At 64.1% G+C, this 23,197-nt stretch carries 21 protein-coding genes; 15 read left to right on the top strand and 6 right to left on the bottom strand.

Annotated features, from left to right (window positions below; genetic code table 11):
* Nucleotides 1-385: 385 nt before the first annotated feature.
* Both IFT45_RS15845 and IFT45_RS15840 read right to left on the bottom strand, forming a co-directional pair.
* Nucleotides 386-1,372, bottom strand: a complete 987-nt coding sequence (locus IFT45_RS15845; protein ID WP_192129355.1) for a hypothetical protein — start codon at nucleotides 1,370-1,372, stop codon at nucleotides 386-388.
* A gap of 267 nt (nucleotides 1,373-1,639) precedes the next feature.
* Entirely contained in the window at nucleotides 1,640-1,957 is a 318-nt protein-coding gene (locus IFT45_RS15840; RefSeq protein ID WP_192129353.1) for a helix-turn-helix domain-containing protein, read from the bottom strand.
* 57 nt (nucleotides 1,958-2,014) lie between these two features.
* Between IFT45_RS15840 and IFT45_RS15835 the strand changes: the two genes are divergently transcribed.
* The 9 genes from IFT45_RS15835 (at nucleotide 2,015) to IFT45_RS15795 (ending at nucleotide 14,028) form a co-directional block, all read left to right on the top strand.
* Nucleotides 2,015-2,983, top strand: a complete 969-nt coding sequence (locus IFT45_RS15835) for an AAA family ATPase (RefSeq protein WP_192129351.1) — start codon at nucleotides 2,015-2,017, stop codon at nucleotides 2,981-2,983.
* A gap of 68 nt (nucleotides 2,984-3,051) precedes the next feature.
* Nucleotides 3,052-5,502 carry a S8 family peptidase gene (locus IFT45_RS15830; protein ID WP_192129349.1) on the top strand — a complete coding sequence of 817 codons (2,451 nt, stop codon included), beginning with the start codon at nucleotides 3,052-3,054 and terminating at the stop codon, nucleotides 5,500-5,502.
* A gap of 1,239 nt (nucleotides 5,503-6,741) precedes the next feature.
* Nucleotides 6,742-7,626, top strand: coding sequence for a metallophosphoesterase (locus IFT45_RS15825; protein WP_192129347.1), 885 nt, complete (start codon nucleotides 6,742-6,744; stop codon nucleotides 7,624-7,626).
* Between the two features lie 937 nt (nucleotides 7,627-8,563).
* The gene (locus IFT45_RS15820; protein WP_192129345.1) at nucleotides 8,564-9,730 is read left to right on the top strand and encodes a type IV toxin-antitoxin system AbiEi family antitoxin domain-containing protein; all 1,167 of its coding nucleotides are present in this window, start codon (nucleotides 8,564-8,566) and stop codon (nucleotides 9,728-9,730) included.
* Nucleotides 9,717-10,658 (top strand): nucleotidyl transferase AbiEii/AbiGii toxin family protein, encoded by a 942-nt coding sequence (locus tag IFT45_RS15815; RefSeq protein ID WP_192129343.1) that lies wholly within the window; start codon nucleotides 9,717-9,719, stop codon nucleotides 10,656-10,658. The genes IFT45_RS15820 and IFT45_RS15815 overlap by 14 nt, the downstream gene beginning before the upstream one ends.
* 361 nt (nucleotides 10,659-11,019) lie before the next feature.
* Nucleotides 11,020-11,784, top strand: coding sequence for a hypothetical protein (locus IFT45_RS15810; protein ID WP_192129341.1), 765 nt, complete (start codon nucleotides 11,020-11,022; stop codon nucleotides 11,782-11,784).
* Entirely contained in the window at nucleotides 11,777-12,652 is an 876-nt protein-coding gene (locus tag IFT45_RS15805; RefSeq protein ID WP_192129339.1) for a hypothetical protein, read from the top strand. Before IFT45_RS15810 ends, IFT45_RS15805 begins: the two co-directional genes overlap by 8 nt.
* A 16-nt stretch (nucleotides 12,653-12,668) precedes the next feature.
* Nucleotides 12,669-13,031 (top strand): hypothetical protein, encoded by a 363-nt coding sequence (locus IFT45_RS15800; RefSeq protein WP_192129338.1) that lies wholly within the window; start codon nucleotides 12,669-12,671, stop codon nucleotides 13,029-13,031.
* Nucleotides 13,032-13,233: 202 nt separating this feature from the next.
* On the top strand, nucleotides 13,234-14,028 hold the full coding sequence (locus IFT45_RS15795) for a hypothetical protein (protein ID WP_192129337.1): 795 nt from the start codon (nucleotides 13,234-13,236) through the stop codon (nucleotides 14,026-14,028).
* Here the strand turns inward: IFT45_RS15795 and IFT45_RS17955 are convergent.
* Nucleotides 13,979-14,329: an LLM class flavin-dependent oxidoreductase gene (locus tag IFT45_RS17955; RefSeq protein ID WP_371811057.1), complete on the bottom strand. Its 351-nt coding sequence runs from the start codon at nucleotides 14,327-14,329 to the stop codon at nucleotides 13,979-13,981. The two genes, IFT45_RS15795 and IFT45_RS17955, sit on opposite strands and share 50 nt — an antisense overlap.
* Nucleotides 14,330-14,603: 274 nt before the next feature.
* On the opposite strand from IFT45_RS17955, the gene IFT45_RS15785 reads away from it, so the two are divergent.
* From IFT45_RS15785 to IFT45_RS15775, 3 genes are all read left to right on the top strand, one after another.
* Nucleotides 14,604-15,017: a hypothetical protein gene (locus IFT45_RS15785; RefSeq protein ID WP_192129336.1), complete on the top strand. Its 414-nt coding sequence runs from the start codon at nucleotides 14,604-14,606 to the stop codon at nucleotides 15,015-15,017.
* A 47-nt stretch (nucleotides 15,018-15,064) separates the two neighbouring features.
* Nucleotides 15,065-15,886: a hypothetical protein gene (locus IFT45_RS15780; protein WP_192129335.1), complete on the top strand. Its 822-nt coding sequence runs from the start codon at nucleotides 15,065-15,067 to the stop codon at nucleotides 15,884-15,886.
* A 380-nt stretch (nucleotides 15,887-16,266) separates the two neighbouring features.
* Nucleotides 16,267-16,419 carry a hypothetical protein gene (locus IFT45_RS15775; protein ID WP_192129334.1) on the top strand — a complete coding sequence of 51 codons (153 nt, stop codon included), beginning with the start codon at nucleotides 16,267-16,269 and terminating at the stop codon, nucleotides 16,417-16,419.
* Nucleotides 16,420-16,641: 222 nt separating this feature from the next.
* Here IFT45_RS15775 and IFT45_RS15770 read toward each other — a convergent pair whose 3' ends face one another.
* The gene (locus IFT45_RS15770; protein WP_192129333.1) at nucleotides 16,642-16,866 is read right to left on the bottom strand and encodes a hypothetical protein; all 225 of its coding nucleotides are present in this window, start codon (nucleotides 16,864-16,866) and stop codon (nucleotides 16,642-16,644) included.
* 343 nt (nucleotides 16,867-17,209) lie between these two features.
* Here IFT45_RS15770 and IFT45_RS15765 point away from each other — a divergent pair, with 343 nt between their 5' ends.
* A complete protein-coding gene (locus IFT45_RS15765; protein ID WP_192129332.1) occupies nucleotides 17,210-17,821 on the top strand; it encodes a hypothetical protein in 612 nt (203 codons plus the stop codon).
* A gap of 107 nt (nucleotides 17,822-17,928) precedes the next feature.
* Here the strand turns inward: IFT45_RS15765 and IFT45_RS15760 are convergent, their stop codons facing one another.
* Nucleotides 17,929-19,737 carry a hypothetical protein gene (locus IFT45_RS15760; RefSeq protein WP_192129331.1) on the bottom strand — a complete coding sequence of 603 codons (1,809 nt, stop codon included), beginning with the start codon at nucleotides 19,735-19,737 and terminating at the stop codon, nucleotides 17,929-17,931.
* 209 nt (nucleotides 19,738-19,946) lie between these two features.
* Nucleotides 19,947-20,087 carry a hypothetical protein gene (locus IFT45_RS15755; protein WP_192129329.1) on the bottom strand — a complete coding sequence of 47 codons (141 nt, stop codon included), beginning with the start codon at nucleotides 20,085-20,087 and terminating at the stop codon, nucleotides 19,947-19,949.
* Nucleotides 20,088-20,335: 248 nt separating this feature from the next.
* Here IFT45_RS15755 and IFT45_RS15750 point away from each other — a divergent pair, with 248 nt between their 5' ends.
* A complete protein-coding gene (locus IFT45_RS15750) occupies nucleotides 20,336-21,508 on the top strand; it encodes an SIR2 family protein (protein WP_192129328.1) in 1,173 nt (390 codons plus the stop codon).
* Nucleotides 21,509-22,049: 541 nt separating this feature from the next.
* The coding region (locus IFT45_RS15745) for a hypothetical protein (RefSeq protein ID WP_197982501.1) at nucleotides 22,050-23,197 on the top strand (1,148 nt) is incomplete at its 3' end.

Genomic DNA, 23,197 nt, shown 5'->3' with positions numbered 1-23,197 from the left:
CGGGAAGCCTCCGGGCAAGACCTGCAGCACCGACGTCACACGCAAGCGACCCGGCAAGGTCTGGGACCGTCTTGGGGGGTGGTGACCTGGAAGGGGAAGCGGGGTTCAGGACCGCTTCCCCCTCCGTGAGCCTAGGTTCGGCCAGGCAAGAAAAAGACCAATCCTCTCGGCGGCGGCAGTCTCGGCGACAGAACAGCCGCGGCCGTCGGACCTCCGCGCTGTTTCCGTGCAGCCAGAGACGATCAGGCAGAGCGTCACCTGGCAGTGCCGGTCCCGCGCTCCACGCACCCACGACGCTCACTCACCGAACACGCGGGCAGCCCGGCATCGCAAACCGCGCGGGTTGGCCTATGGGCAGGCGGTTCATGCAGCTCATGTCTCAGCCTCACCTGCCGAATCCGAGTTGTCCCCGCCCCCCGCGGACCAGGCTTATCAGGGCGCCGAGGCCTCCAAGGACGGGTGGCAGCGACGAGACAACAGCCACCCCCGGTGAGAGAAGTTCCCACGGTAGTGACGACACCCGCACCCCGGCGCTCCACGCTGCCAGGGCCAGGAGCGACACGAAGGCGAGCCCGAGGAACACCATCAAAATGGTGCCCGCGCTATCGGCTGAGTACGTCAAGCGCCTCGTCGACACGGCCCGAGGAAAGGTCGTTGCCGGGGGCAAAGCGGGCTGGCGTTCAACAACGCTGCCGGTGATGCGGTTGATGTAGGCGCGCAGCCAGGTCCACACTTCGTCGCTCGTGGGTTGAGGCTGGCTCTGGAAGACTGCAGCCGCGGTGCTGTGGGACACCACGCACTGTGCCCACTGGGCCCGAGCCAGTCGCTCTGCTGACCCCGACCCAGAGCCCCGGTAACGCTGCATCAGGGTGTACTCCATGTCGCCGACGTCCGACAGGACCTCGGCACGCTCAAGCTCACCAGAAAAAGACCGGTTCTCGTGCCGTGCAAGCACGACCATGGATTCGTGCAACCAGAGCAGTTCGAAGGGTGCTCGCCGGCGCCACCGGTATCGCGCCGCCATGATCGTGATGACGACCGGGAAGCAGGCGTAAACGATGCTGGCACCTCCCAGCCAGGCGGCTGTTCCCGAGCCCATCAACACCGCACAGACAAAGCACCACACCGCGAAGCCGCTGGCCGTGGCGGCTGCAACAACTGCCAGAATCCGGGCTACACAAAACAGGGCTACGTGGACGTTGCGGTGATCGGAGTAGGCGAGGGCCAGCGAGCCGCGAAGGTGACCCCAGTGGCCGCCTTCCGCCGCGACGCTGAGCGGCGATCGGTGCAGAAACCATCCCACTCCTCGAGGCAGGCGCAGCATGCCCTGCTCAGGACCGAAGAAGCCGAAAGCGCCTCTCTGGGCTGGCATGACACTTAGTGGCAGCAGGAGCGCATACGACCACACCAAGGACACTGCCAATACGGCCGTCAACGCCGCTGCCCACACCTGCCCCATAGTGGGATCGGCAGAGAGGCTTTCCAGGGCTGAGGCGGAAGGGCTAGACATCGCCCAGCACTATCGGCGTCGCCGGTACCGCAGTAAGGCTCACGCCTGAACCTTGTCGACAGGCCGCACCTCAGACCAAGAAGTCGCACTGACAGAGATGCGAAACAGACACGTTCCGTCCCGGGCCGCTCACTCACTGGATTCGGCCTCCGGCCATGCCTCCCCAGTTCGCAGGTCCACGAACTCCAACGGGGAATGAAGTGAGCGAAATGCCCGGCTGATGTCTAGCTCCAGAGCTGTCGCCATCGTGACGATGGTGAACAGGCCCGGTTCGGTCACCATGCCTGTCTCGATGGCCTGGATGTTCGACGCGCTGACTCCAGACATCTCCGAAAGCTCACGGCGGCTGAGCCGAGGTGGCTCGACCCGGCGGCGCAGCAGCAGCGTGCCCAGTGCTTGACCGCGCGAAAAGGTGTCCCGTTTCGCCTTAGTCGGTCGTCCTGCCATGTCGTCACCTTACTAAATCATTAGTAAATGTGGGCCGCACCCGCTATGCTCTGAGTCATGGCCGCCCGTCACCTTCGAGACCTCATCGCCGCCTATGGCGAGCAGGACGATTTAAAGTTTCGGCGCGCAGCTCAGGCGATCATTCACGAGGAAGAGTCCAAGCGGCACACGGTCGTAGCCAAAGAGCTGCGGCAGCTGCTGGCGGGTGCCGGCTCGATCGTGGTCAACGACACCCCGGCCCTGCCGCAACCTCCTGTAGACCGAGACAGCTCGCTGCCGCTGGCCCAGGTGTCCTATCCCAGCTCGTACCTGTCTGACCTTGTTCTCGCGGACCGTCCACGTAGCGCGCTGGCAGGCCTCGTGCACGAGGTGCGTCACTGGCCACAACTCGACACTGCAGGACTACCTCGACGCAACCGGGTCATGCTCTACGGCCCCCCGGGGTGCGGCAAGACATCCGCAGTAAGTTCTCTGTCGAAAGAGCTGGGGTGGCCGCTGGTCACGGCACGAGTCGAAGGTCTCATCTCCAGTTACCTCGGCGAGACGGCATCGAATCTTCGCAACCTGTTCGACTTCGTCGCAAGCGGGCCGTTCGTCTTGTTCCTTGACGAGTTCGACAGTCTCGGCAAGATGCGTGACGACCCTAGCGATCACGGCGAACTACGCCGGGTCGTCAACGCCGTCCTGCAGCAGATCGACGCCTACGCAGGCCCCTCGATCATCGTGGCGGCTACCAACCATCCGCAGGTGCTCGACACGGCCCTGTGGCGCCGCTTCGACCTCATCGTCGAGATGCCGCTGCCCTCCACTGATGAGCTGGGCGATGTGCTTCGGCGCAGCCTGCTGTGGGGGCCTAAGCAGCCCGTCGCCGACGCCGCGGAGGCCCTTGCGGGTCTTCCCCACGCCGCAGCGGAGTACGCCGCCAACGCGGCCAGGCGTACCGCGGTCCTCGACGGTCGAGCCCAGGCATCGGAGGGCGACCTTGTCGTTGCGGTGCAGGATGCCCAGTCGCGACCCTGGGCCTGACCCCCCCTTCGGGGTGCAACACTCGTCAGCTGATCGATTTGAGCAGTCCTCGCTCTTAGCATCAAGGAATGGCCAACCACCTCCCGCTGCCCGACTTCGTCGTGCTCAACAGCCGCCGATCGACTTCCACCCCGATTCGCCAGCCAGACCTCCAGGATCAAGCGCGCGGACTCGAGCGAGCCCTCGGCAATATCACTCGGAAGCAACCCCACCTCTTCGCAGCACGTCCCGACGGGGCATCTGAGAGCGCCGAGCCCGAAGGGCCCACTGACTTGGGCCGGGTGGTGCTGAAGTTTACGGGACGCGGGGTCTTCGACCAGGGCCCCTTCGGCAAACGCAGCCTCGGCTTGACCTCTCTCGCAGAGAACGACTCCCGGCAGTTCTTCGCAATCTCCGATGACGACTCCCGGGCGCTGTTCCTACGCACGGCGACCGCTGTCGCCGGCGACCCCACCGATGCCGAGATCACCAAGGCCTGGCGCAAGGCCCTGCTGAACATCACCGACATCGACATTTACGGTCCCGAGGACCGAAGAGCCCCCGATCTGCCCGACGTGCCCCGTGTGGGCGAGCGGGTGGCCATCGAGGTCATCTTGTGGCCCACGTCGTTGCTCACGGACCGGTTCGCGCGCCTTCGGGGGCGAGAACGACTGGCCGAAATCATTCAGGACATCCACAACGCCGACCCCGAAGCCACCATTCTGGCCCGAGATGACAGGCCCGACACCCTCCGGGTGCGAGTACTCGGTGGAGCCGACGTCCTGCAACTGGTCCTTGATCACGCTCTCGTGGAACGGGTGCACGGGTCCTTCAGCATCCCGGTCACGCAACGCACCCTGGAGCAGTCCGCGCCGCCGGACGCCACGATCGCCCTGCAGAGCGTGGCGATCGGTGTCATCGACGACCTCGTCGTCACCAGCAACCCGTGGCTAAACACGGTCGTCGTCGGACAAGCCCAGTTCCCCGCCGGGTACTCGTTCGCAGCCACCAGCGGGCATGGCACCCAAGTCGCCGGCGTCGCCGCGTACGGAGACTTGCGGCCCCTCCTAGGAGGTGCCGTACCGGAGACCGTCTTTCCCATTTACTCGGCACGGATTGCCGAAGCCAACACCGCCGGTCAAGCGGTCGTCGTCGGAGATGCCAGCGACCAGATCGAGGCGGCCATGCGGTGGTTGCGCGGTCACGACGTCAAGGTGGTCGTGTGCGCGTTTTCTCGGAGTTACGCCCACGACGGAGCCTTGCCCTCCTCGATTTCGGCGCGCATCGATGAGCTGGCCCGAGAGCTGGACCTGGTCGTCGTTACGGCCGCAGGCAACCTCACCGACACAGGAGGCTTGCAGTGGCATGAGCACTACCCCCAATACCTAGAGGAGTCCGCCGCCCGCGTCGCCGTCCCCGGCACGGCTTCATTGGCCCTAACTGCGGGATCGATCACCCACAGCGACACCGTTGACGTCCAACGGAGCCCGCATGGTCGTGCCATCGCCCGGAAACGCCTGCCCTCACCATTCACGAGGACCGGGTTTGCCCCGGGGGGAGGCAAGCGCGGGCACCAGAAACCAGAACTGGTCCACTTCGGTGGGAACTGGGCTACCGACGAAGAAACCGGGGCCCTGATCACTGACGATCCGAACCTTGCCGTAACGACCCTGATACCGCCGGACCGGGGGCGCCTGTTTGGGGTGTCCGCGGGTACGAGCCTTTCGGCACCCTTGGTCGCGCATCAAGTGGCGCGGATAGCAGAGCGCTACCCCCATGCCAGCGCCAACCTCCTTCGCGCCCTCACCGGGTTGTCGAGCATTCCCACAGACCCACCTGCGTTCCAGGGGGGCACCACTGTGGCCAGCGCCTACGGTATGCCCGTAGCTGAGCGAGTCCTCGAAAGCGGCGGCAGCCGCGCCATCCTGGTCCACGAGGGCATCATCCCCACCGACACCAGTGTCGTCATCGACATACCTGTGCCGGCGGAGTTCCTCGACAGCTCCGCCCAGCGTCGGCGCCGGTTCCGTGTGGCTTTGGCCTTTGATCCGCCGGTTCGGCGGAGCAGGAAGGACTACGTCGCGGGGCGCATCGGGTTCGACTTCGTCGCTGGAGCCGATTTCGCCGCGATCAAGCAGGCCTACGAGAAACAGCCCGCTAAGCAGGTTGACGACGACGGGCACGAAATCGACACCGGTCGCGTAGGCCTACCCGACCGGGTGGACCTCCGACCCGGCGTGCGAGCCCTGGCCGGCAACACCCTCATCGTGCGCACCTTCCCGAAGGTGCATCTCTGGAACCCCTTTGACACCGACGGCTTCCACCTCATCCTTACCCATTTCAGCAGCCCCGCCACTGGTCCGCAGCGCGCAGCCTATGCCACGCAGTCCTATGCTCTCGCGGTCGAAATGATCGAAGAGGGTGCGGCCGATGTCGACCTGCACGGCGCTGTACAGGCAGTCCTCGATGCTCGCGCCGCAGCCACCGCGCGTGTTCGTGGGCGGGCTGGCACCCCACGGGGCAGAGGAGGGCAGCAGTGAAGCGGCACCGTGACAAGCTGGCCTGGAGCAGAACTGGGGAGTCGAAGGACCCCTCGCCCCAGGACACCCTGACGGGAACGGTCGACAACAATTACCACCCCACCCTCCTGACGGCAACTGGGACGTGCCCGTACTGCCTGGGCCCGATGACAGCAACCAAAGAGCTGTCGGTACGGGTGGGGGGTGGGGAACTCATCGGACAAGCAGCTGCTGCCTCCTACGTCATTGAGCGGGTCATCGAATGCGGCTGCCCGCATAGGCATCCCCACCGGCCAGACTCCCGGACCGGTTGCGGTCGCTCGGTGCTTGTGGCCACCACCATCCAGCCATGACCGCGTCCACATCCGTGCACGCCGCCTCAGTCGATGACATCGACGAAGAACGTCGCCTGACGGCTCTCGCGGCAACGGAACTACCTCGGGTGCGTGCAGTCGCCAACAGCTGGAGAACGGGAGCCTCGATCTCGTCCAGTGTCGTCACTGCAGCAGGGCTCGTGGGCGCCCCGGAGCCACTCGCAGCTGCCAGTGCCGGCGTCGTCACCTTGGTTGGGTTGTTGCTCCTCGGAGCAGCCCTTGCGACCTTGCTTTCTCTCGGGGCCTCTTTGCGAGCATCCTTCGGCTGGCCCCGCACGCTCCAGCTGCGTCAGATGAACGCTCTCCGCGAGTGGGAACAAAGAGAGCTGGCTCGCATCGTGACCTGGCTTGGTGTCTCGATGGTGTCAGCCTTCGCCGCCGCCCTCCTGGCTGCGGCGGCATTCGGGACGCTGTACTTCGGCCCGCGCGCTGACGCGGAGCCCCCCGAACCGGCCTCACTTCCCGCGGCGACGGCGGCACCAGAAGGGACGCCTGCACCAGCATCTCCAGGTACGGAGGCAGCGACGGCTCAGCCCTGAGAACCGTCATTGAGGGCGTTCGAGAGGCCCGGGGGCTCAGCCACGGCCGGAGCTGAGCTATCCCTGGCCCGGGCCCAGGGGGTCGTTGTCTCGGTGTGGCCGGGCTGCTTCTCCCAATTGCCTGGTGCCGATTGGTCATGCCCACGACGACTGTTGCCTTGAAGACGTCAGAAGCCGGCAACAGAACTGGCACCAGCAGGGTCATTCGTTTTCTGGTGTGCGCGTGTTGCCGGTCCGTGCAAAACGGTACTGTCGCTGAGTTTTGGGCTCAGATACCGTGGCGAGATGGTGTCCTTTTACGCGTCGCAGGAACGCTCAAGCCTCCTGCCGCAGTCCACGAGCCGGGCGTGAACGACTTCTACTCCGTCACGGCGCAACCCAGTCGCCCGATGGGAGGCCGCCGAGGTGTCTTTCGTCCCGGACACGTGCAGCTGCCTGTGAGTGGTGTGACCCCCAACGTTGAAACCCACGTGGCCATCGCCGGCGACTGGCACTCCAGCGGCTACTGGGCGCGCCAAGCCCTCAAAATGCTTCAGGAGCAGGCTCCCGGCGTCCGTACCCTCTTGCACCTCGGCGACTTTAACCTGACCGCGAACGTGCCCTGGTCCGCCTATCGACGAAACGTCGTCGAGGCCATGACAGCAAGCGGCCTGGAACGCATCTTCGTAACGCCCGGAAATCATGATGACTGGGGCCAACTCGGACCCCGTTTCCAGGCGCATCCCAATGAGCCGTACCGTCTGCCGAAGACGCAGACCATCGCGTTCCTCCCGAGGGGTTATCGCTTCACAGTCGGAGGCCGAACGTTTCTGTCTCTCGGGGGCGCGGCCTCACCCGACCAGGGCAAACGGATCGAGGGAAAAGACTGGTGGCGCACAGAGGAGCCCGCCGAGGCTGATGCGGCTCGCGCTTTAGCTGGGGGAAGTGCCGACGTGATGTTGACGCACGAGGCGATCAGTGGGGGCTCGCGGCTTGTTGATGACGTGATCGCGCGACCGAACCATAGGCTGTTTGATGAACGAGGTCTCGACGCATCCCGGCGTAGCCGCGCCATCGTCACGGACGTCTGGACTCAGTTGTCGCCGGCGCGCCTCTTCCACGGCCACATGCATGTCCGGGCCGAAGGGCATCACTCCGCGGGACGCTCCGTGTACTCACTCGCAGCAAACAACTCGCCCGGCAACATCGGTGTCCTCGACCTGCGAGACCTCACCTGGGCCTGGCTCGACTGAAAGTCTGTGACAGGGGCTCGTTGGTGTCAGGCATGAGCGCGGCCCGGTACTGAGCCAGTGCACCGACTATAGATTTATAGAAATCGTCGTTGCGATGTCCCGGGAGTCTGCGGTGGCGTCCGGCTTGTCTTGCACGGTGGAGCACATTGGCTGTTGGAGACAGGTGATGGGGAAGCCGCCGATGACTCTGTGGCGCGGTGTGATGTCGGTCCTAGCGCTCTAACTTCGCCAAAGGTGAAATGTGGGAAGCCTTTCCCGGACATGACGGTGTGTGAATGTGTCTGACGCGGCTGATCGTGACCGGTTCGACGGTGTCGCCCGCGAAGTCGCCGAACCGGTACGCCGGTACTTGGCGCGACGCGTAGACGAGTCGACTGCGGATGGCGTCCTCAGCGAGGTGCTGACAGTGCTGTGGCGTCGAGGCCTCGGTCCTGGAAGACCGTGTCACCGGCACCCGTGCCCCTGTGGCGTTGGTGCCTTGCCACCGGTATGCATCTCGAGGCCCATCCGAGAGGCGCGTCTGGATACCCGTGCTCTGAACGCACTCACGACTTCGCCAGGCCGGTCAGCCTGGCGGCGACCGGGGCTCTTCCCCCGGTCCGCGGTGGTCGCCCCCCGAGGAATCGCCACGATGAAGACCGTGCCTCCGGGGCGATCACCGCACTCCACGAACTACCGCGACAATCAAGCCAGCATCGCCCCGATGTTGGACCGGCTTCGTCGGTAGCGACCCGAATGCCCGCAGGCCTCAAAAGGCGCGCCATAGTCAACCCACGAAGATGCGCCGGCCTGCGGAACGCGACGCGAGGGCTGCAGTGAGCCAGTTGCGCCCAACTACCCAGCTCTCCGTCTGTGGCAGGGGGAATGAGGGTTCGGGCGCCCACTGCTGGGACCGAAGGGCTACTCTCAAAGTATATTCGGGTGATACCCTCCAAGTATGCAAAGCGCTTCTGTTGCCCAACGGATTGGCGACATTTCCGCGGGCCAGTGGGGCATGATCACAACCGCGCAGGCACGCACCCATGGTGTTGCCCGGGCTAACCTCGCCCACAGGGTCCGTACGGGGGAGCTGGAGCGGACAAACCATTACGGCGTCTACCGCCTTGCTGCTGCCGCGTCGAGCCCTCTCGATGACCTGCGTGCCGCGTGGTTGTCGACGAACCCAAGAGAGCTGGCAGCCGACCGGACTTCACTGCCACGACCTGATGCGGTGGTTGCTTCCGCCGCCGCGGCAACGGTGCACGGCATCGGCGACGTTTACTCGGCCCCGTACAGAATCATTGTTCCGGGACGCCGCCAAAGCAGTACCGGCGCCATCGCCTATTCCTGGCGTCCTCTCGATTCCCGAGACGTCGAGCTTGTCGACGGACTGCCGGTGACCACCCGAGAGCGAACCATCGTCGACCTGCTCGGCGATGAAGGCGATGTCTCCATCGCGGCGGACGCCATGCGAGATGCTCTCCGGGGTGAATACGACCTCGACGAGACGCGTCTTGCGGAATTGCTCACCCCCTATGCGGAGCGACTCGGACAGGCTTCCGGCGACGGCCGCGGGGCCCTTTCGCACCTCATGGTCACGGCGGAAGTGGATGCAGCATCCGAAGCCAGTCGCGCCCTCGACCGACTACTGACGTCCCAAATCCGGCTCCCGGGAATCGAGGCATTCATCAACAAAGTGATCTCAAACATGCCTGCCCTGGCCGCGACGCTGCCCGAGGTGACGCCCAATGCGGCGACCCTCATGGCCGCCGCGCTTGCCCCCACACGGGATGCGCTCAACAACATTGACACCGCAGCGCTCAGCCGGATCGTGGGAGTGAACGCTCGCCTTCTTGGCGAGGTGGCGAACCACTCCGCGATCGGGCAGCAAGCAGCCAATCTCGCCAACATCCAGGCAGGCCTAGCTTCCTGGAAGCCAACGATCCCCACCATCCGCCTCACCACACCGCCACCTCCCCACATCTTGGACGAGGACGCTGCACGCGCTGACAAAAGGATCGAGCAGACCGGGCCCGCCACATACAGGCTCCGCGAGCCAGCCGACAGTAAGGACGAAGCCGAGCCTGGCAAGCATGCCGAGGATGCCACTCATGACGATGACTGACGGCTACGCGGACGGGTTCGCTCTCCATCAGGCCGCCAATGCTCAGGCTCGAAGCGACGAGCGCACATCGGGTGTCCCGACCCAGACGGCAATGACGCAGCTCGTCTTCGATCGATTCCTTTGCCGGGTCTTCTCCGACCCCCTGGCCGGCTTCGCCCTCAAGGGTGGCACCGGCATGCTGGCGCGCATCCCGACGGGGCGCGCCACCAGGGACGTCGACCTCGAGCACCAGTCCCTCTCCGTCGCTGCAGCCGTTGACGAGATGACCCGGCTTGCCGCAGTGGACCTGCAGGACTTCCATCGCTTCACCAAAGGGCCTGTCAGGCGAATGGTGGGCGGCAACCAGCCCGACATCGAAGGCACTCGTGTGACTTTCAACGTCGACCTGCTGGGGCCCATGGACTCGATCGGTCGGCGTCGAATCAAGCGGCTCGGTCCCGTCGCAGTCGACCTAGCAATCCACAACCGCCCCACTAGACCCCTTGCTCGCCAGGCGCCCCGCTTCCGGCTCGAACTCAGCAAACCGCTCATCGTCCACGACTACCTCATGATCTCCGTCGAAGACCAGATCGCCGACAAGGCCGCCGCCATGATGGACACGAGCTACGCCTCAGGCGAAGGCTCAAGCCGCGCAAAAGACCTGATCGACATCGTCTTGCTTGCGCGGCACAGCTCCATCAGGGCCGAGACGCTGCGACTTGCCATCGAAGCAGAGCGCAGCCGTCGCCGGATCTCGACTTTCACGAGCCTCACGGCGACCCCCGCTATCCAAACCGGCTTTGCCAAGGTGGCGGCCAAGACGTCAGCGCTGCCCAAGGCGCTCACATGGCAAAGCGCCCTCGAAACGGCGAACAGTCTCGTTGAGCCAGCACTGACAGAGGCGGCCCACGACCGTACCTGGGACCCCACGGCGCTCCGCTGGTCTTAGATTCTCCTCGCACTCGCACTCGCACTCGCACTCGCACTCGCACCCGCACCCTTGCCGCTGCTCCTGCGGTGCCAGCGGGCTACCGGGCAAAGGCAAGCTTGACCTCGGGTGCGAGCGGGACAGCCCCAGGGTCAGACGCTCATCTTGTGGACTAGCCCCTCCTCACGAACCGCGCGCAGGATCACCTGATCTTGGGCGCTGTGACTGCCGCTCTCCCCTGAACGAGGCTCGCGACAGTACCTGTCCTTTAGGTAGTGTCAAGTCGATGTGGTTCTCGACGGACGTAGGGCGGGCCCTAGGGCAAGCGTCTCTGCGGCGATTGAGGTTCGCAATCGGCCGGCCATTTCCGTGGATTCAGGGCATGAGAATGAAGGCGCCGCAAGGTGGCGGGTACAAGCCCACCGTGCCTGCGGGGGGCGTCGGTGCCACAGCGCAGATGACCTGGCAAGAAATTCTCCACCGACGTCTCACGGGCAACTTCGACGGCATGTCTCGCTCGGACAAGACTGAACAAGCGGAAATCGACCTCTTCGGGGGAGCCCAGCACGTCTACTACGGCATCGGGAAAAACTCGCCGGATTTTGGAGACTATGTAGCCGTCTTCGCGCCCATCGAGGATGCCGATCTTGGCGGGCATGTTGCCCCCTTCGACACGGGAGGTATTGCCCTGAGGCACATCCCTCTCAACGATCCCAGCGTCGACCTCCCGGTGGATGTGGTTCGCAGGCACAGCATTTCCCTTGAGAGTCACCAGAAAGTGTTCCGGGCGTGGCTTTCGAAGGCGTTTAGTCCCCCCGGTGTCTACCTCAGCGACGAACAGTCGGTTGTCCCCGCAGCACCCTTCGCCCCCGAGGTCTCCATGTCGGGGCACGCGGACGTCAGACGGTGGGGGTGGGAAGGTCGTCTTCCTGCTGTAACCACCGACGCACGGCACTTCAAAGCCCAGAGAGTGTATTTTCGCGATGACTACCTCGCCCGGTACCGGCGCTGGCTGACGACAGCGAGCCCTCTAGGGCCAAGCGCGGGGCTTGATCATGCCCGCTCCATTGGTCACGTTGGTCGAACAGTCATAGACCCGTACAACGCCATGACTTCTGATCTCTACAAGAGGAACTTCTATGGATGACCCGAAAGTCGTCGGATTCGCCGCCGAGCTTCTTGGCAACGAAAAGGCCATTTTCACCGCCGATCCTGTTCTCGAAGCCAATGGGAGGATGTGGATCTCGATTGCAGGCCAGCACAGTTCCAGCTCCCTTCGTCCACTGACGGAGCACGCCGAGTCATACATTCATAGATTGCGTCCTACCGCGCCGATTTGGCATAAGAACGGCCAAATTGTCGCTCTCATCGGGCCGCAGCTGAAGCAACTTACTGAGGGAGTTCAGGGTCTCAGCGATGCCTCGACCCAGCTCGCGGATTGGCCGGGCACAGCTCGGGGGTTCGCTTGGCACGTCTTCGATCACACTGCGTTTCACGCTTTCCGCATGCACGTCCGGAAAACGGTGCGCCCGCTTCTCATGGAGGCGCTCCGTGACGAGGTCGAACTCCATAACGGCGACGCGAGGACGTACTTCGACCTCTTCTCAGAGTTTTCCCCGATAGAGGACCTCGATTACTTCTTAGTGCGGGGACTGTTCTTCCAGCAGATGGGTGACCATCATGCGCTGGACCTCACCGCCGTCTTCGCGAGAGATGAGCTGCAAGAAGTCCGGAGCGAGCGCCACTACGGACGCCTCCTCCGAAAATTGACCCACCGTCTCAACGAGACGCGTCTGGACAGTGCTGGCACGACACCTGACAGTGCCCAAGGTCGCCCGGGGATCTTTGTGCGGCCAGCGGGTGTACGCACCTTCGGGCGGGGGGTGCTCTTTGAAACTTCGGTGCGCTTCCCCGAGGACCCATTCTTCGAGAACACCCGCCATGCAACCCGTCAAACCAATCCCGAACTCCCCGGGGCGAGCAACCAAAGGAACGTGACCAATGGCGCACGGTGAGCCCGACGAGGCGGACATGACCGGCAATGGCGACGCGCCAGAACTGTCTGAAAAGGAGGATCGGTGGCAGCGCTACCGAGAAGCCGCCCGTGACCCGGAATACGCCAGCAGGTTGGAGGCGGCCCTAGGGGAGTGGACAGCGGAAGAAGAATTCCAAGTAGGCCAGCTGGTCCGTTGGCGGCAGTGGCTTCGAAACCGGCAGTACCCGGACGCGGATACGCCGGCCATTGTTGTTGGTTTCCCAGATTCAAAGCCGGTAGAGCGACATGACGACGCTGAGCTAGAAGACGACGACATCTTGCTCGGTTTTCTTGATGGCGACCGGGAGTTCCACGTTTTCAGATTCACCTCGCGACGCTTCACCGCCTGGTCGGAGTAAGGCTTCAAAGTTGGCGCATCGGCGCTGAAGATCGGTCGCGCACGCTGGCGCCGTCAAGTTTGCTTGCCCAGAGGCCGTGCACGCCTCACGAATATGAAGAGTCTCGATGGCTACCCACCCAGACATCGACGAGAAGCCATTCCTGCCTCGTGCAAGGTGGGGAACACTTCCCCACGGGGCGTTCGAGCCATAATCTGCAAGCATGCTTCGCCACTTCAGCTACCTCAACGAAAACATGCTCGGACAGTTCATCAGTGCTCTCGAGGGAGGGCTAGGAACAGAGTCGTCGAGCCGCGAGACGAGCAATGGTGCCCGGAGCGGCGATGTCGACCTCAAGGTCGTCAAGGGGAGCGCTTCTTCCGGCCGCGAAAGAGAAAATTCGCGAGCTTTCATTGACACGCCCGCTTCGCGTTTCGATCGCTTGCTGCAAGCTCTCAATTCAGACGGGGAGGATCCCGACTGGGTGCGAATTGCACAGCCTGACGTCGAATTTCCAAGCCTTGGTGTCGGCACCCTGCTCAGCTGGGAATGCGAACTTTTCACACCAGAAGTGGTTCAGATCATGGGAGAAGGGAGCGGCGTAAAGGACCTATTCCGCATGATGGAGGCTTTGCGTCCAGGCGCACAAGCGGCCGGACTCGACACTTCCAGGTTGCCCGCGGCTGAGGAGATGAACTCGATGTCCACCCTCATGAACGCTATCGACGTTCCCCGCATTATTCTGGGCGATCGCGACGAGACGGACTGGAAGGTCTTTGCAAGACTCGACACGGCTTCTGTCCTCGGGGACATGGAGGGGCCGTCGGTCGTCGTAGGCAAGGTGCGTCGACTCATTCCTGCTGGTAGTTACTACCCCCTCATGAGCCTCCCTGGAATGGACTTGGGCTCTCGAGAAGAGCGCCGGCGTCGGGCAAGGGAAGTTCCTCCAGCTGACCAAAAAAACAACTTCATCGAAGGTCCGGCGGTAGAACTCGATCTACTTGCCACGCATACCTAGCCTCGGCTACCTCCGAGAAGAAGCGGCGCCCCACTGGCCACTCGCACGAATGGCAGTGACGCTGCTCGGCCACGGTTAGTGGGGCGTGGTTAGGGAGCAAGACACTGCCTGATGCGAGTCGGAGCCGGCGGGTGTGTGCGGTCAGTCGCGCGAGGATGACGGTCGGGACGCATGACGACACGCCTGGCATGGAGTGGTGCTCGGTGATCCACAGTCGTGTAGGGCTCCGAGCCTCCGCCAACTCGGCGATGGCGTTTTTCGAGGTGAATGAGGCGCCGGCGCTGCTGCCGACTGCGAAGATTCCGCCGAGGAGTACCGATATCGGGAACGGGCCACCCCGGTGCCCCTGCCAAGGACTGTTGAGGTCTCAGCTCTGGTGACGTCGTTGTGCGTCGTTACTTCGCGAAGTGCTCCGCGCCGGACGTCGCCGAGGTGGGGAGGTTGTCCTTCGATAGCGCCTCCCCGTCGCGGAGGGCGGTGATCCAGGTGTCGGTCGGCTCGACGGCGGCCCATCATCTGTACGGCCTCGACCCGCGCCTCTCATAGCGACGCGGGCAAGCTCGTAGGCTCTTGGCATGTCTTCGACTCCCACGCCGACGCAGCAGCGCAACAGCTTCTCGGAGGGGTTCGCTTTGGGCCTTGTCCTCAACGGATGCTGGGCGCTTGAGTACGACAAGGTCGCAATCGACCTGTCGGTCACCGGCGCCTTCCGTGCCTGGTCCCACGCCACGGCCTTCCCGCAGGTTGCAACAGACATGCGCGGCCTCGACGGCATCCACGCGATGACGCGGGCGGACCGGAAAAAGCAGACGTTCGCTTTCTACTGGGACACCTTGGGGCCCGAGGTACGGATTATCAGCCGTGATCCCGACTGGTCCGAAGACGAAGCCGACGATGTTTCCTACGCCCTCCACATGGTCGGAGATCGGGTCTCTCTCGAGGGTTGGCGGACTCTTGGGTCCGAGTTCTTGCTCCGCTACCAGCGTTGACGAGACTTCACTGAGCCTGCACCACCTGGAAGTAGAAGATGGGCTGCATGATGGCAGGAGGTGACGGTGAGCGGGGTCAGCACGACCGGCAGGAAGCTCCCGAGCACGAGGAGCTGGGGAGACCCGCACTGGCGCGTAGCTTTGCGCGCTGCGACATGCTTGCGGCCCGTGTCGAGGCATTGGTTGTGAGGGCAGGTTCATCACTCGCGGGGGACCGAAGTGCAACCCCTTACAGCTCGGTTCCCGACCAGGTGCGCGCCAGTCTTGGCGTCGCGCTCGATCACCTAAATGCGTTCAAAATCATCGTCGCGGACGGCGGGGCGGACCTGCCGTTCACAATGTTCACGCTCGTGCGGAGTGCCTACGAGGCCGCCGCGACCGCCCTCTGGCTTCTGCACCCCGCGTCACGTGATGAGCGGGTGCTGCGATCGCTGAAACTGGCCCGCGATAACCGCCGACAGGTGCACAACGTCATGGAGAGATCCGGCCGCGAGGACCCAGGCTGGGACAGGGCAATCGCCGCGCTTGAACGCGACCGCGATGGCCGCAAGGCCCTGGTGGGCGTGAGGCTCACTTCCGTCGTGTCGGTCACTGACCGCCTCGTGGAGATTGCGGCGCTCTTCCCCGACCTCTTCCTGACCCCGTTGGCGTTGTGGCAGACGTCGAGCGGTATGGCCCACGGCAACAACGCGATGATGTTGCTGCTTCTCGATCGAGAGCAGGTCGGTCAAGCTCAACACGGTGGAGCGGACTACAGGGTCACCACGAGCCTGCTCGTCGTGGCCGGCTACTTCGACGCCGCCCTCGACATGATCGAGGCGGCCCTCGACCTTTGGGACAGTCGAAACAGACCCTCCGAGCTGCACTGACGGGGGCTCGCCCTACGCTCCGGCCGTGGGAGTTCGAGGGTCAGGTGAGGTTGCGGCGAAAATTCTGCGCCGGCCGATCCCGACGCACCCGTTCGCAGTCTCGCCGATCCCTGGCACGTTCGGCGTCTGGCAGGTCCGACGGCACCGTGCCGCGCCCCTCGGTTACGTACTTTCCCGGCACGAGCTGGGCGGCATCGTCTACCACTCCTACGCCCACGGCCGAGACGATGCCGGCGGCCGGCCCTGGCTACGCCGAGAGGGCAGCTTGAACAGCGCCGTCGCGTGGATGATTCAGCACGAGGCCGAGCTGTCGGCCCTGACGGGTCGGCTGCACCCCGAGCCGGACGAGTGGCCGTCGTGACCGCGGGTAGCGCCCGGGCATGAGCTGGTTCGTCAGGCACCGCCCCAAGGGCGACACGAGCGCCGTGGCCGTGGCCGTTGAGGTGAACGCCCCGACGCCGGCCGACGCGATCGACCAGGTGCGCACCACGCTGCCTGAGGATCGCATCGTGACCTCGGTCGCTCCCTACTGAGCCCGAGAGAGCCGTCAGGTGCCGCGCGTAGTTTGACTCCGGTCAGCTTCCCCCCGAGCTGGCCGAGAGCTGCCGGGCGGTCCCTAATCCGATAGGCAGCAGCAGCCCCCGCATTTCGGCTCCCCCCAGCCGGGCGGGGGCTTCTTCGTGCGCGCTGAGCGTTCTCGAGTGGAGGAGAGTGCTCGGGTCGTGCGCCCCCACAAGCATCCGAGGGGTGCCCGCTCATCCCGTGAAGAAGAAGAAGACGGCCACGGCAGCAACGCCAATGACCAGGGCGCACCACCCAAAGAATCGGAACGGCCCTCGCACAGCGTCTCCGCCGCGTCGACCCCAAATCGTCATGAAGTCGTCCCCCAACGCGCGAAGAACCTCGTCGGTTTTCAGTAGCGCGACGAGCCCGAACGTGAACATGACAGCAGCGATGAGGCGAGCGGGCCACAAGGTCATGGTCGAACCATGACACAGGGCGGGTCGCTGTGCTCCCGGGGGAGCCGCTGCGCGGCACTCAATAAAACTGGAACCGCTCCGTAGTTCGTGGCCCCGATGTCTAGCAGCTGGCGGCGCGGCCGCGCTAGGGGCCGGTCTTATGGCGTGGTTACTTTCGGTGGCGTCGCTGCTCGTCGGGGGTGCGAGTTTGGCCCTAGCGTGGCGGGCGCAGCGGCGAGCGTCGAGGCGACGCGAGATCTGGTTCGACGTTGAAGTCGAAAGCGTGAAGCCCGCTCGCGAGGCCGAGCTACAGGGCCGGCTAAGCGTAAGAGTCGACGACCAGCTTGTCGAAGCTCCCCATGCTGTGACCCTCACCGTGTGGGTCTCCTCGGACCGTGATTTTGCCTCGCACGAATTCGACCAGGGCCGCTCACTGAACATCTCGCTAGGAGCGCCGGTCGTAGGCCAATTGGACTTGGTCGATGCGTGCGGGGCGGACCTGGCCGCAGTAAACGTGGACGGCAGTGGAGTGTTCGAGTTGCGGCCGTGCCTCTTGAAAGGAGGCGCCGGCTACAAGATGCGAGTTATGACCGACGGCCCACCGGAGCCGGCCGTTGTCCAGAACCCACTTATCGATGCCGACGTCATCTACTTTGGTTCCGAAATCCGGGCCACGTTCTCCACGCAGCTGCGTCGTCATCGCCGAGCCCTTCTCCCTGCCCTCGTGGGCGTGGCGTTCATGGTCGTTGCCACATGGCTTGAGACGAACAACGGAACCGATTCTCTCGAGCTTGCATGGGCGCTCATCGCGCCGATAGTCATCCTGTTCAGCAGCGCCTTCGTCCTGAGTGTCGCCGCGGTTCTTCTGCCCACGCGCGTTGACCGGGCGGTGAAGGCTGTTCCGGGTGTTTTTGGAGACGGGCAGGCGAGGCTGTGGCGATCCCGGCTGCGAACGGGCCCACCAGCGATGCGGTGAGAGCCGAGTCGCACGCCACTCTTCTCCGCCGAAGGTCAGATGCTCCGACGATCATTAGGGCGTAAAAGGCAGACGGCGCATGGACGCTCGACTCCCGCTCATGCGGGCTACCGGTAGATCATGAGGCGCCAACGACGGCGGCGCTTCCGTTGCGGATACCGAAGCTGTCGGATAGCCCAAGCGTCGCCCTCTTGGGTGGATGATGGGCCGTTCAGGTAGAGCAGCATTCCCGCGATACGCAGTATCAGCGCAGATTCCACGGCGGTGTAGCTGAGCTTGTGACCGTGAGCCGTTTCGTTGCGGAGGTTGAGACCGTCTGGGGTGAGGACGATTCGGAGCGTTCGTAGCCAGTCCTCATCAAGGCCGCGGTCCTCGAGCGCCTGTATGTAGACGTCGAGTGCCGGAAAGTGGCCCGGGCCTTGCCCTGCTTCGAGCCGGTAGAGGGGCTCGTTGAGGAGTAGGAGAGCGCCACGCGCGGCCGCCTCGACGATGGGGAACGCCACGAGTCCAGCATCACTCGTCCGCCCGTCAAAGAAGAGCATGAGGGCATGGCTGAAAGCCATCGTCAGCGGCTCGTCCATATTGTCGCTGAGGAGGAACGCGGACAAGGTCTCTTCGGAGAGGCTGCCGCCCTGACTTCCGATGATGCTGAGGGCACCTGCCAGGACGGTTCCATTCATCATGGCAAGGTCTCGCTCTGCGGTGTGGAGATCGTCTAGCGCACGGGCTTCTGGCCCGGATCGCGACCGTTCCGGGAGGCCGTGTCGGCCGATAGTGATGCGCGTCACGAGGGAGAGAAGCCCAGGCTTCGTCTGCCCATAGCGTTGCTGATTGTCGGCCCAAGAACCAGTCGGTGCTTCCGTCCCTAGCCACTCCTGCAGGCTTTGCCTCCAGTCGCGTGCACGTCGGTAGGACTGCAACTTGTTGACCAACAGCCAAGAGGGCAGGGAAGCCGGTCTCCCGAGTGGCCGCCCCCCCAAGGCGTGATGTCGTCTGGCTTGCAATGAGGAAATGGCTTGTTGGCGCAAGTGGGGGAGTTCGTAGTGTTCGGCTAAGTTCGCCGCGGTTGTCAGCTCCCAAATCCGTCGAATTCCCTGGTCGGGGTCGTCGGGGCGTAGGTAGGTTCGAACGTGTCTTTCGCCTGCGGCCTGGCGCTCAGCTGGCGACTTGGCAAACCGCCTGTTGGCATGAGCTACGGCATCGGTGATGGACAAGTTGCTCTCGATCGACTCCCACGCTCGGGCGAACAGTGCGCGAATGCGGTCTTCTTCGGCCGTACTTTCTGGGGCCCTTTTTGCAGGCACGCTCAACAATTCCAGGGCGTGGGCGACGAGCCCCGCCACGCTTCGGTCCTGAAGGCGCGCCTCGGCAAATGCGAGCAGGGTCTCCCTGATTGCTGCCTCGGCATCGTGCAGACCGAACGAACGGGCCACGCAGACCGAGCGGGCAAGTCCTTCCATCCAGAAGGGGGCGTCCGGGTCGTTGATCTTGAGGTATGAATCGATGACGTGCTGGCCGGCCTCGATCCCGCGGTGACGTTTAGCGCTGAAGAGCAAGTCTCGAAAGTGGGCGATGAGCACCGGATGCGTCACGGACGCGAGACACGCCTCCCACAGGTCAAGGACCTCGGGCCGAGTGCTAAGAAGTGGTGTCATCCATGGGTTGTCGCTCGTCTTGAGCGGTTGCAGCGCCGAACGCGTGGGGTCAGTCGGTTCGGCGACAAGCTCGTACGACAGGCCGCGGGCAAGCGCGTGGTCCCGGGCGCTCTCACGAGCAGTCGAGCCCGGACGGCCGAAGGCTAAGGCCACAACGGCCGGATCGGGGTAGTCGCTGCACGCCGCATCAAGCAGGGGGCCGAGGGTGGCCGCGTCGTTGACATCGAATACGTAGGCGAGTTCGTGATCCTGCTCCGACACGCACCTATCTTGGCCGGTCCCGGGGCCTAACTGAACACCCGGGTCGCGGGAACGTCTTGATAAGTGGAGACCCCGGCCATAACTCCCGGCCCCTCGGCGGCCGACTATAGATTTATAGATTCGCCTGCGTGGTGTCTTCCGACGCAGCGCGGCACCCGTCGGCCGGAGGGCCCATGAGGTTGGGCTGGCGACTAACCTGCGGCGGCAACCTAGGCTTCGTCGTCCGCCTGTGCGTGACCGCTGTCGTGACTGGGATCAAGGATGCCAGCAGCCCGGTCTCGATCAGCACGGCCCTGCTGAATCCAGTAGAGGATGGCCGACTTGCTGGCCGCGCCGGTCAGGGCGGACATGCGCTTTGCAGACACTCCCGCCTCGCTGGCGGCCAGAGCGAGCTTCCGTCGCAGGGCGATGCTCTGTCGAGCTTGAGCGTCCACCTACCGCCATCGGGGCTGAGAGGGCGCCAGCCCGTGACGAACCCAGTGACGAAGGGCGCCGCCATCGTCCGGGGGGAGGCTAAGGCGAGAGACGGCAGGCTGTCCAGGCCCTTCTGCCTAGCGCGTCGAGCATCTGAGGTGGGACGTGTGGCCACAATGAGTGCGTGCAGAAAGTCATCGTGTTGGGAGCGGGGTTCTCACGAGCTATCAGCGATCGCATGCCCCTTATGGTCGACCTCAGGGCCCAGTTCGAGGACAGGCTGCGCCTTCATCACACGGTCTTCGAACCGTACGGCGGTGACGTCGAGGCGTGGCTCGCTTACCTCGCTAGTGACCAACCATGGCTTGGGGACAGCGAGAACCTGAGCAATCGGGCGCTGTTCTCCAGGTCGATCGACGTCCTCTACGACGTCATCATCAAGGCTCAAGCGCAAGCCGAGGAAGCGCAGCCAAGTTGGCTAGACCGCATCGCCTGGCAGTGGTCCCACGAGAACGTGACCGTCCTTACCTTCAACTACGACACTCTGCTCGAAACGGCTTTCCAGCGAGTGGGGTGGGCGCGGGCGGCGTCAGCCTTCTACGCCGCGCCTCTCACGGAGCGATACCCCGTGGGCTCGTCGAGGATGCTCTCCGCATCACCGCCCAGCAGGAAGGTGCCGACCGTCTTGAAGCTCCACGGTTCTGTCAACTGGTGGCATGGGGGCAGCAACGCGCCGCTTACTGAGCAGATGGTCTACCACCCTCGCCCTAGTGCCCAGTCGCACTCTGAGCCGCTATTCGCTGATCTGCAGCCGTTTCTCGTCCCGCCGACCAGCATCAAAAACGGTTACTACGGGCGATCCGGCCTTGTGACCCAGTGGCGCCTTGCCGCCGAGGCGCTTCGGGCGGCCGATCAAGTCGACGTCATCGGCTACTCCTTTCCAGCAAGCGACCTTCCCACCCGCACATTTCTCAGCAGCACGATCCGGCCGGACGCGCGGGTCCGGGTGATCGACCCGTATCTCCGAGAAGGGGCGGCGGAAGCAGCCTTGCCAGGCCGCGAACTAGTTCTGCTCAGTCAGAGCGCTCAGACATTCGCAAACAAGCACGCTGGCACGCGGGTGAGCGCCTGGCACACACAGGTCGACGGCGGCCAGTGCCTCCTCCACATCGAAGTGGATGGTGAGGCCCGCACATACTCAGCCCTCGGCAGCCTTCACCCCGAAGAGGCGCTTCGAGAGAAACTCAATGACCTCTACGGCTTGCAGGACTACACGCAGACTGGCGCGCGAGGGCCATCGGACGACCGCGTCTACACAACGGAGGTCTTCATCCCCAAGGGCAAGAACCAGGCCTAGGCCCGTGAGGATTTGGGACGGAAAGCAACCTTTGCCCGAGGGCCGGATCTGAGCATGACGGGCGCCGTTCTTGCTTGCAGATGCCGGCCTGCGGCCTTTGCGCTCGTGCTTGTGCGAGATGGGCCAGCGCAATGGTCACGGTCGACGCTTGACGATCCGACCTGCGGCGGCCCTCCAGGCCGCGCATCGAATCAGTCGTGGTGGGTTGGTGCGAGGCTGCCCTGCGCACCAATGAGGTCGTGCGTTGCCCCCCTGGCTCACTCGGCCTGAAGGGACCTGCCCGACAGTGGGCGCCCCCTGGACTGGTCGACACGTGTCGTGTCGAGGTCACGTATCGATAACAAGCGGCCCCAAGACATACCCCTCAGTACACCCCTATATTGCTTCCTGCCTCGGATGCTCGGGGTGCAAATTCTCAAGTTGTCCCCCGGCGTTCTGAACCGGACAATTCCTCACAATGCACGGCATTTTCTGGGTCCTTTCGATGCTTATTCTCAGGTCTGATCGAGTCGTGGTGACTCGGCAGGTTTAGGGGTTTGGCATGTTCACTGGTTGGGGGCGCCGCGGCGCTGTCGTTGGTTCAGTCGCGGCTTTCGCGCTAGTCGCAGAGTTGCTGGTAGCCGTTCCTGCCGTCGCGGCCGAGCCGGTTCCGGACTACGGAAGTGTTCCTCCGATTTCCTCCGGAGCTGTTGGGACAGCCGACCCGGTGGTCCCCGAGGGGTCGGCGACGCCCTCTGTAGGCGCCGAATTCGAGACCGCCCCGACTGCTACTACCCCTCAGCCGGAGGCCGGAGCCGACGACGAAACCTCAGGAGCCGACTCTTTCGATCCCGAATCGTCGGTGCTGGTTGATCAGTCAGAGTTCCAAGATGTCTTCAAGAACGAGGACGGGACCAAGACGGCGGTCATCGGAGCAGAGCCCATCAACGTCGAGCAGCCAGATGGTTCGTTCGAGCCCGTCGAGACGACCATCCAGAAGCGGTCTGACGGCGATGTGGAGCCCGGCGCTCATCCCCTCGCGCCCGTCTTCGCAGACACGGCCGCAGATGGAGATGTCTTCACTGTCACGCGTGACGGTCATTCCCTGGGGATGGAGCTGGTCGGTGCTGCAGACAGCAAGGTCGTCCGCCGGGTCTTCCCCTGGTCGACCAAGCCGAAAGACGAGGTGCGTTACGCCGACGTCTTCCCCGGCACCGACCTCACGTATCAAGTGCTGAACGGCTCCGTGAAGGAAGAACTCGTCCTGGCGGACGTCCCCTCCACCCGCAACGATTCTTGGACTTGGAACGTCTCGGCACCCGGCCTGGACGCCACCCTCGACGAGAACGGGGCCGTAATCTTCGCGGACGCCAAGGGCGAGACTGTGTTCGGCATCCCTGCACCCCTGATGTACGACTCCTCGGGAGTTGAGGGCGAACGGACCAACGCCGAGACCATGGTGCCCATGACGCTCCGCGAGACCGCGGGGGGATGGTCGCTGACTCTCACGCCGAAGCGTTCGTGGCTCACCGACCCCGACCGGGTCTACCCCGTCCACGTCGACCCGACGACCGCGGGTGGATACATGGAAGACATGCACGCGTACCGCAGCGACGGGGTCAACCGCGTCGACGGGCTCTCGCGCGTCGGCAACTCTCGCGACGGTGGCGACAAGTTCTGGCGCACCGTGCAGCACTACAACTACGAGCA

The organism is Frigoribacterium sp. CFBP 13707, assembly GCF_014842245.1.
Taxonomy (GTDB): Bacteria; Actinomycetota; Actinomycetes; order Actinomycetales; family Microbacteriaceae; genus Frigoribacterium; species Frigoribacterium endophyticum.
The sequence above is the reverse complement of the archived record's forward strand: the minus strand, read 5'-3'. Positions and strand labels throughout refer to the sequence as shown.

What these genes read in the sequence shown, in the direction of transcription:
- IFT45_RS15795 (WP_192129337.1), top strand. Translation starts at nt 13,234, where the DNA reads ATGCTTCGCCACTTCAGCTACCTCAACGAAAACATGCTCGGACAGTTC.
- IFT45_RS15845 (WP_192129355.1), bottom strand. Translation starts at nt 1,372, where the DNA reads ATGCCAGCCCAGAGAGGCGCTTTCGGCTTCTTCGGTCCTGAGCAGGGC.
- IFT45_RS15755 (WP_192129329.1), bottom strand. Translation starts at nt 20,087, where the DNA reads ATGTCCGCCCTGACCGGCGCGGCCAGCAAGTCGGCCATCCTCTACTGG.
- IFT45_RS15820 (WP_192129345.1), top strand. Translation starts at nt 8,564, where the DNA reads ATGCAAAGCGCTTCTGTTGCCCAACGGATTGGCGACATTTCCGCGGGC.
- IFT45_RS15805 (WP_192129339.1), top strand. Translation starts at nt 11,777, where the DNA reads ATGGATGACCCGAAAGTCGTCGGATTCGCCGCCGAGCTTCTTGGCAAC.
- IFT45_RS15830 (WP_192129349.1), top strand. Translation starts at nt 3,052, where the DNA reads ATGGCCAACCACCTCCCGCTGCCCGACTTCGTCGTGCTCAACAGCCGC.
- IFT45_RS15815 (WP_192129343.1), top strand. Translation starts at nt 9,717, where the DNA reads ATGACGATGACTGACGGCTACGCGGACGGGTTCGCTCTCCATCAGGCC.
- IFT45_RS15785 (WP_192129336.1), top strand. Translation starts at nt 14,604, where the DNA reads ATGTCTTCGACTCCCACGCCGACGCAGCAGCGCAACAGCTTCTCGGAG.
- IFT45_RS15775 (WP_192129334.1), top strand. Translation starts at nt 16,267, where the DNA reads ATGAGCTGGTTCGTCAGGCACCGCCCCAAGGGCGACACGAGCGCCGTG.
- IFT45_RS15835 (WP_192129351.1), top strand. Translation starts at nt 2,015, where the DNA reads ATGGCCGCCCGTCACCTTCGAGACCTCATCGCCGCCTATGGCGAGCAG.
- IFT45_RS15770 (WP_192129333.1), bottom strand. Translation starts at nt 16,866, where the DNA reads ATGACCTTGTGGCCCGCTCGCCTCATCGCTGCTGTCATGTTCACGTTC.
- IFT45_RS15780 (WP_192129335.1), top strand. Translation starts at nt 15,065, where the DNA reads ATGATGGCAGGAGGTGACGGTGAGCGGGGTCAGCACGACCGGCAGGAA.
- IFT45_RS15800 (WP_192129338.1), top strand. Translation starts at nt 12,669, where the DNA reads ATGACCGGCAATGGCGACGCGCCAGAACTGTCTGAAAAGGAGGATCGG.
- IFT45_RS15810 (WP_192129341.1), top strand. Translation starts at nt 11,020, where the DNA reads ATGAGAATGAAGGCGCCGCAAGGTGGCGGGTACAAGCCCACCGTGCCT.
- IFT45_RS15840 (WP_192129353.1), bottom strand. Translation starts at nt 1,957, where the DNA reads ATGGCAGGACGACCGACTAAGGCGAAACGGGACACCTTTTCGCGCGGT.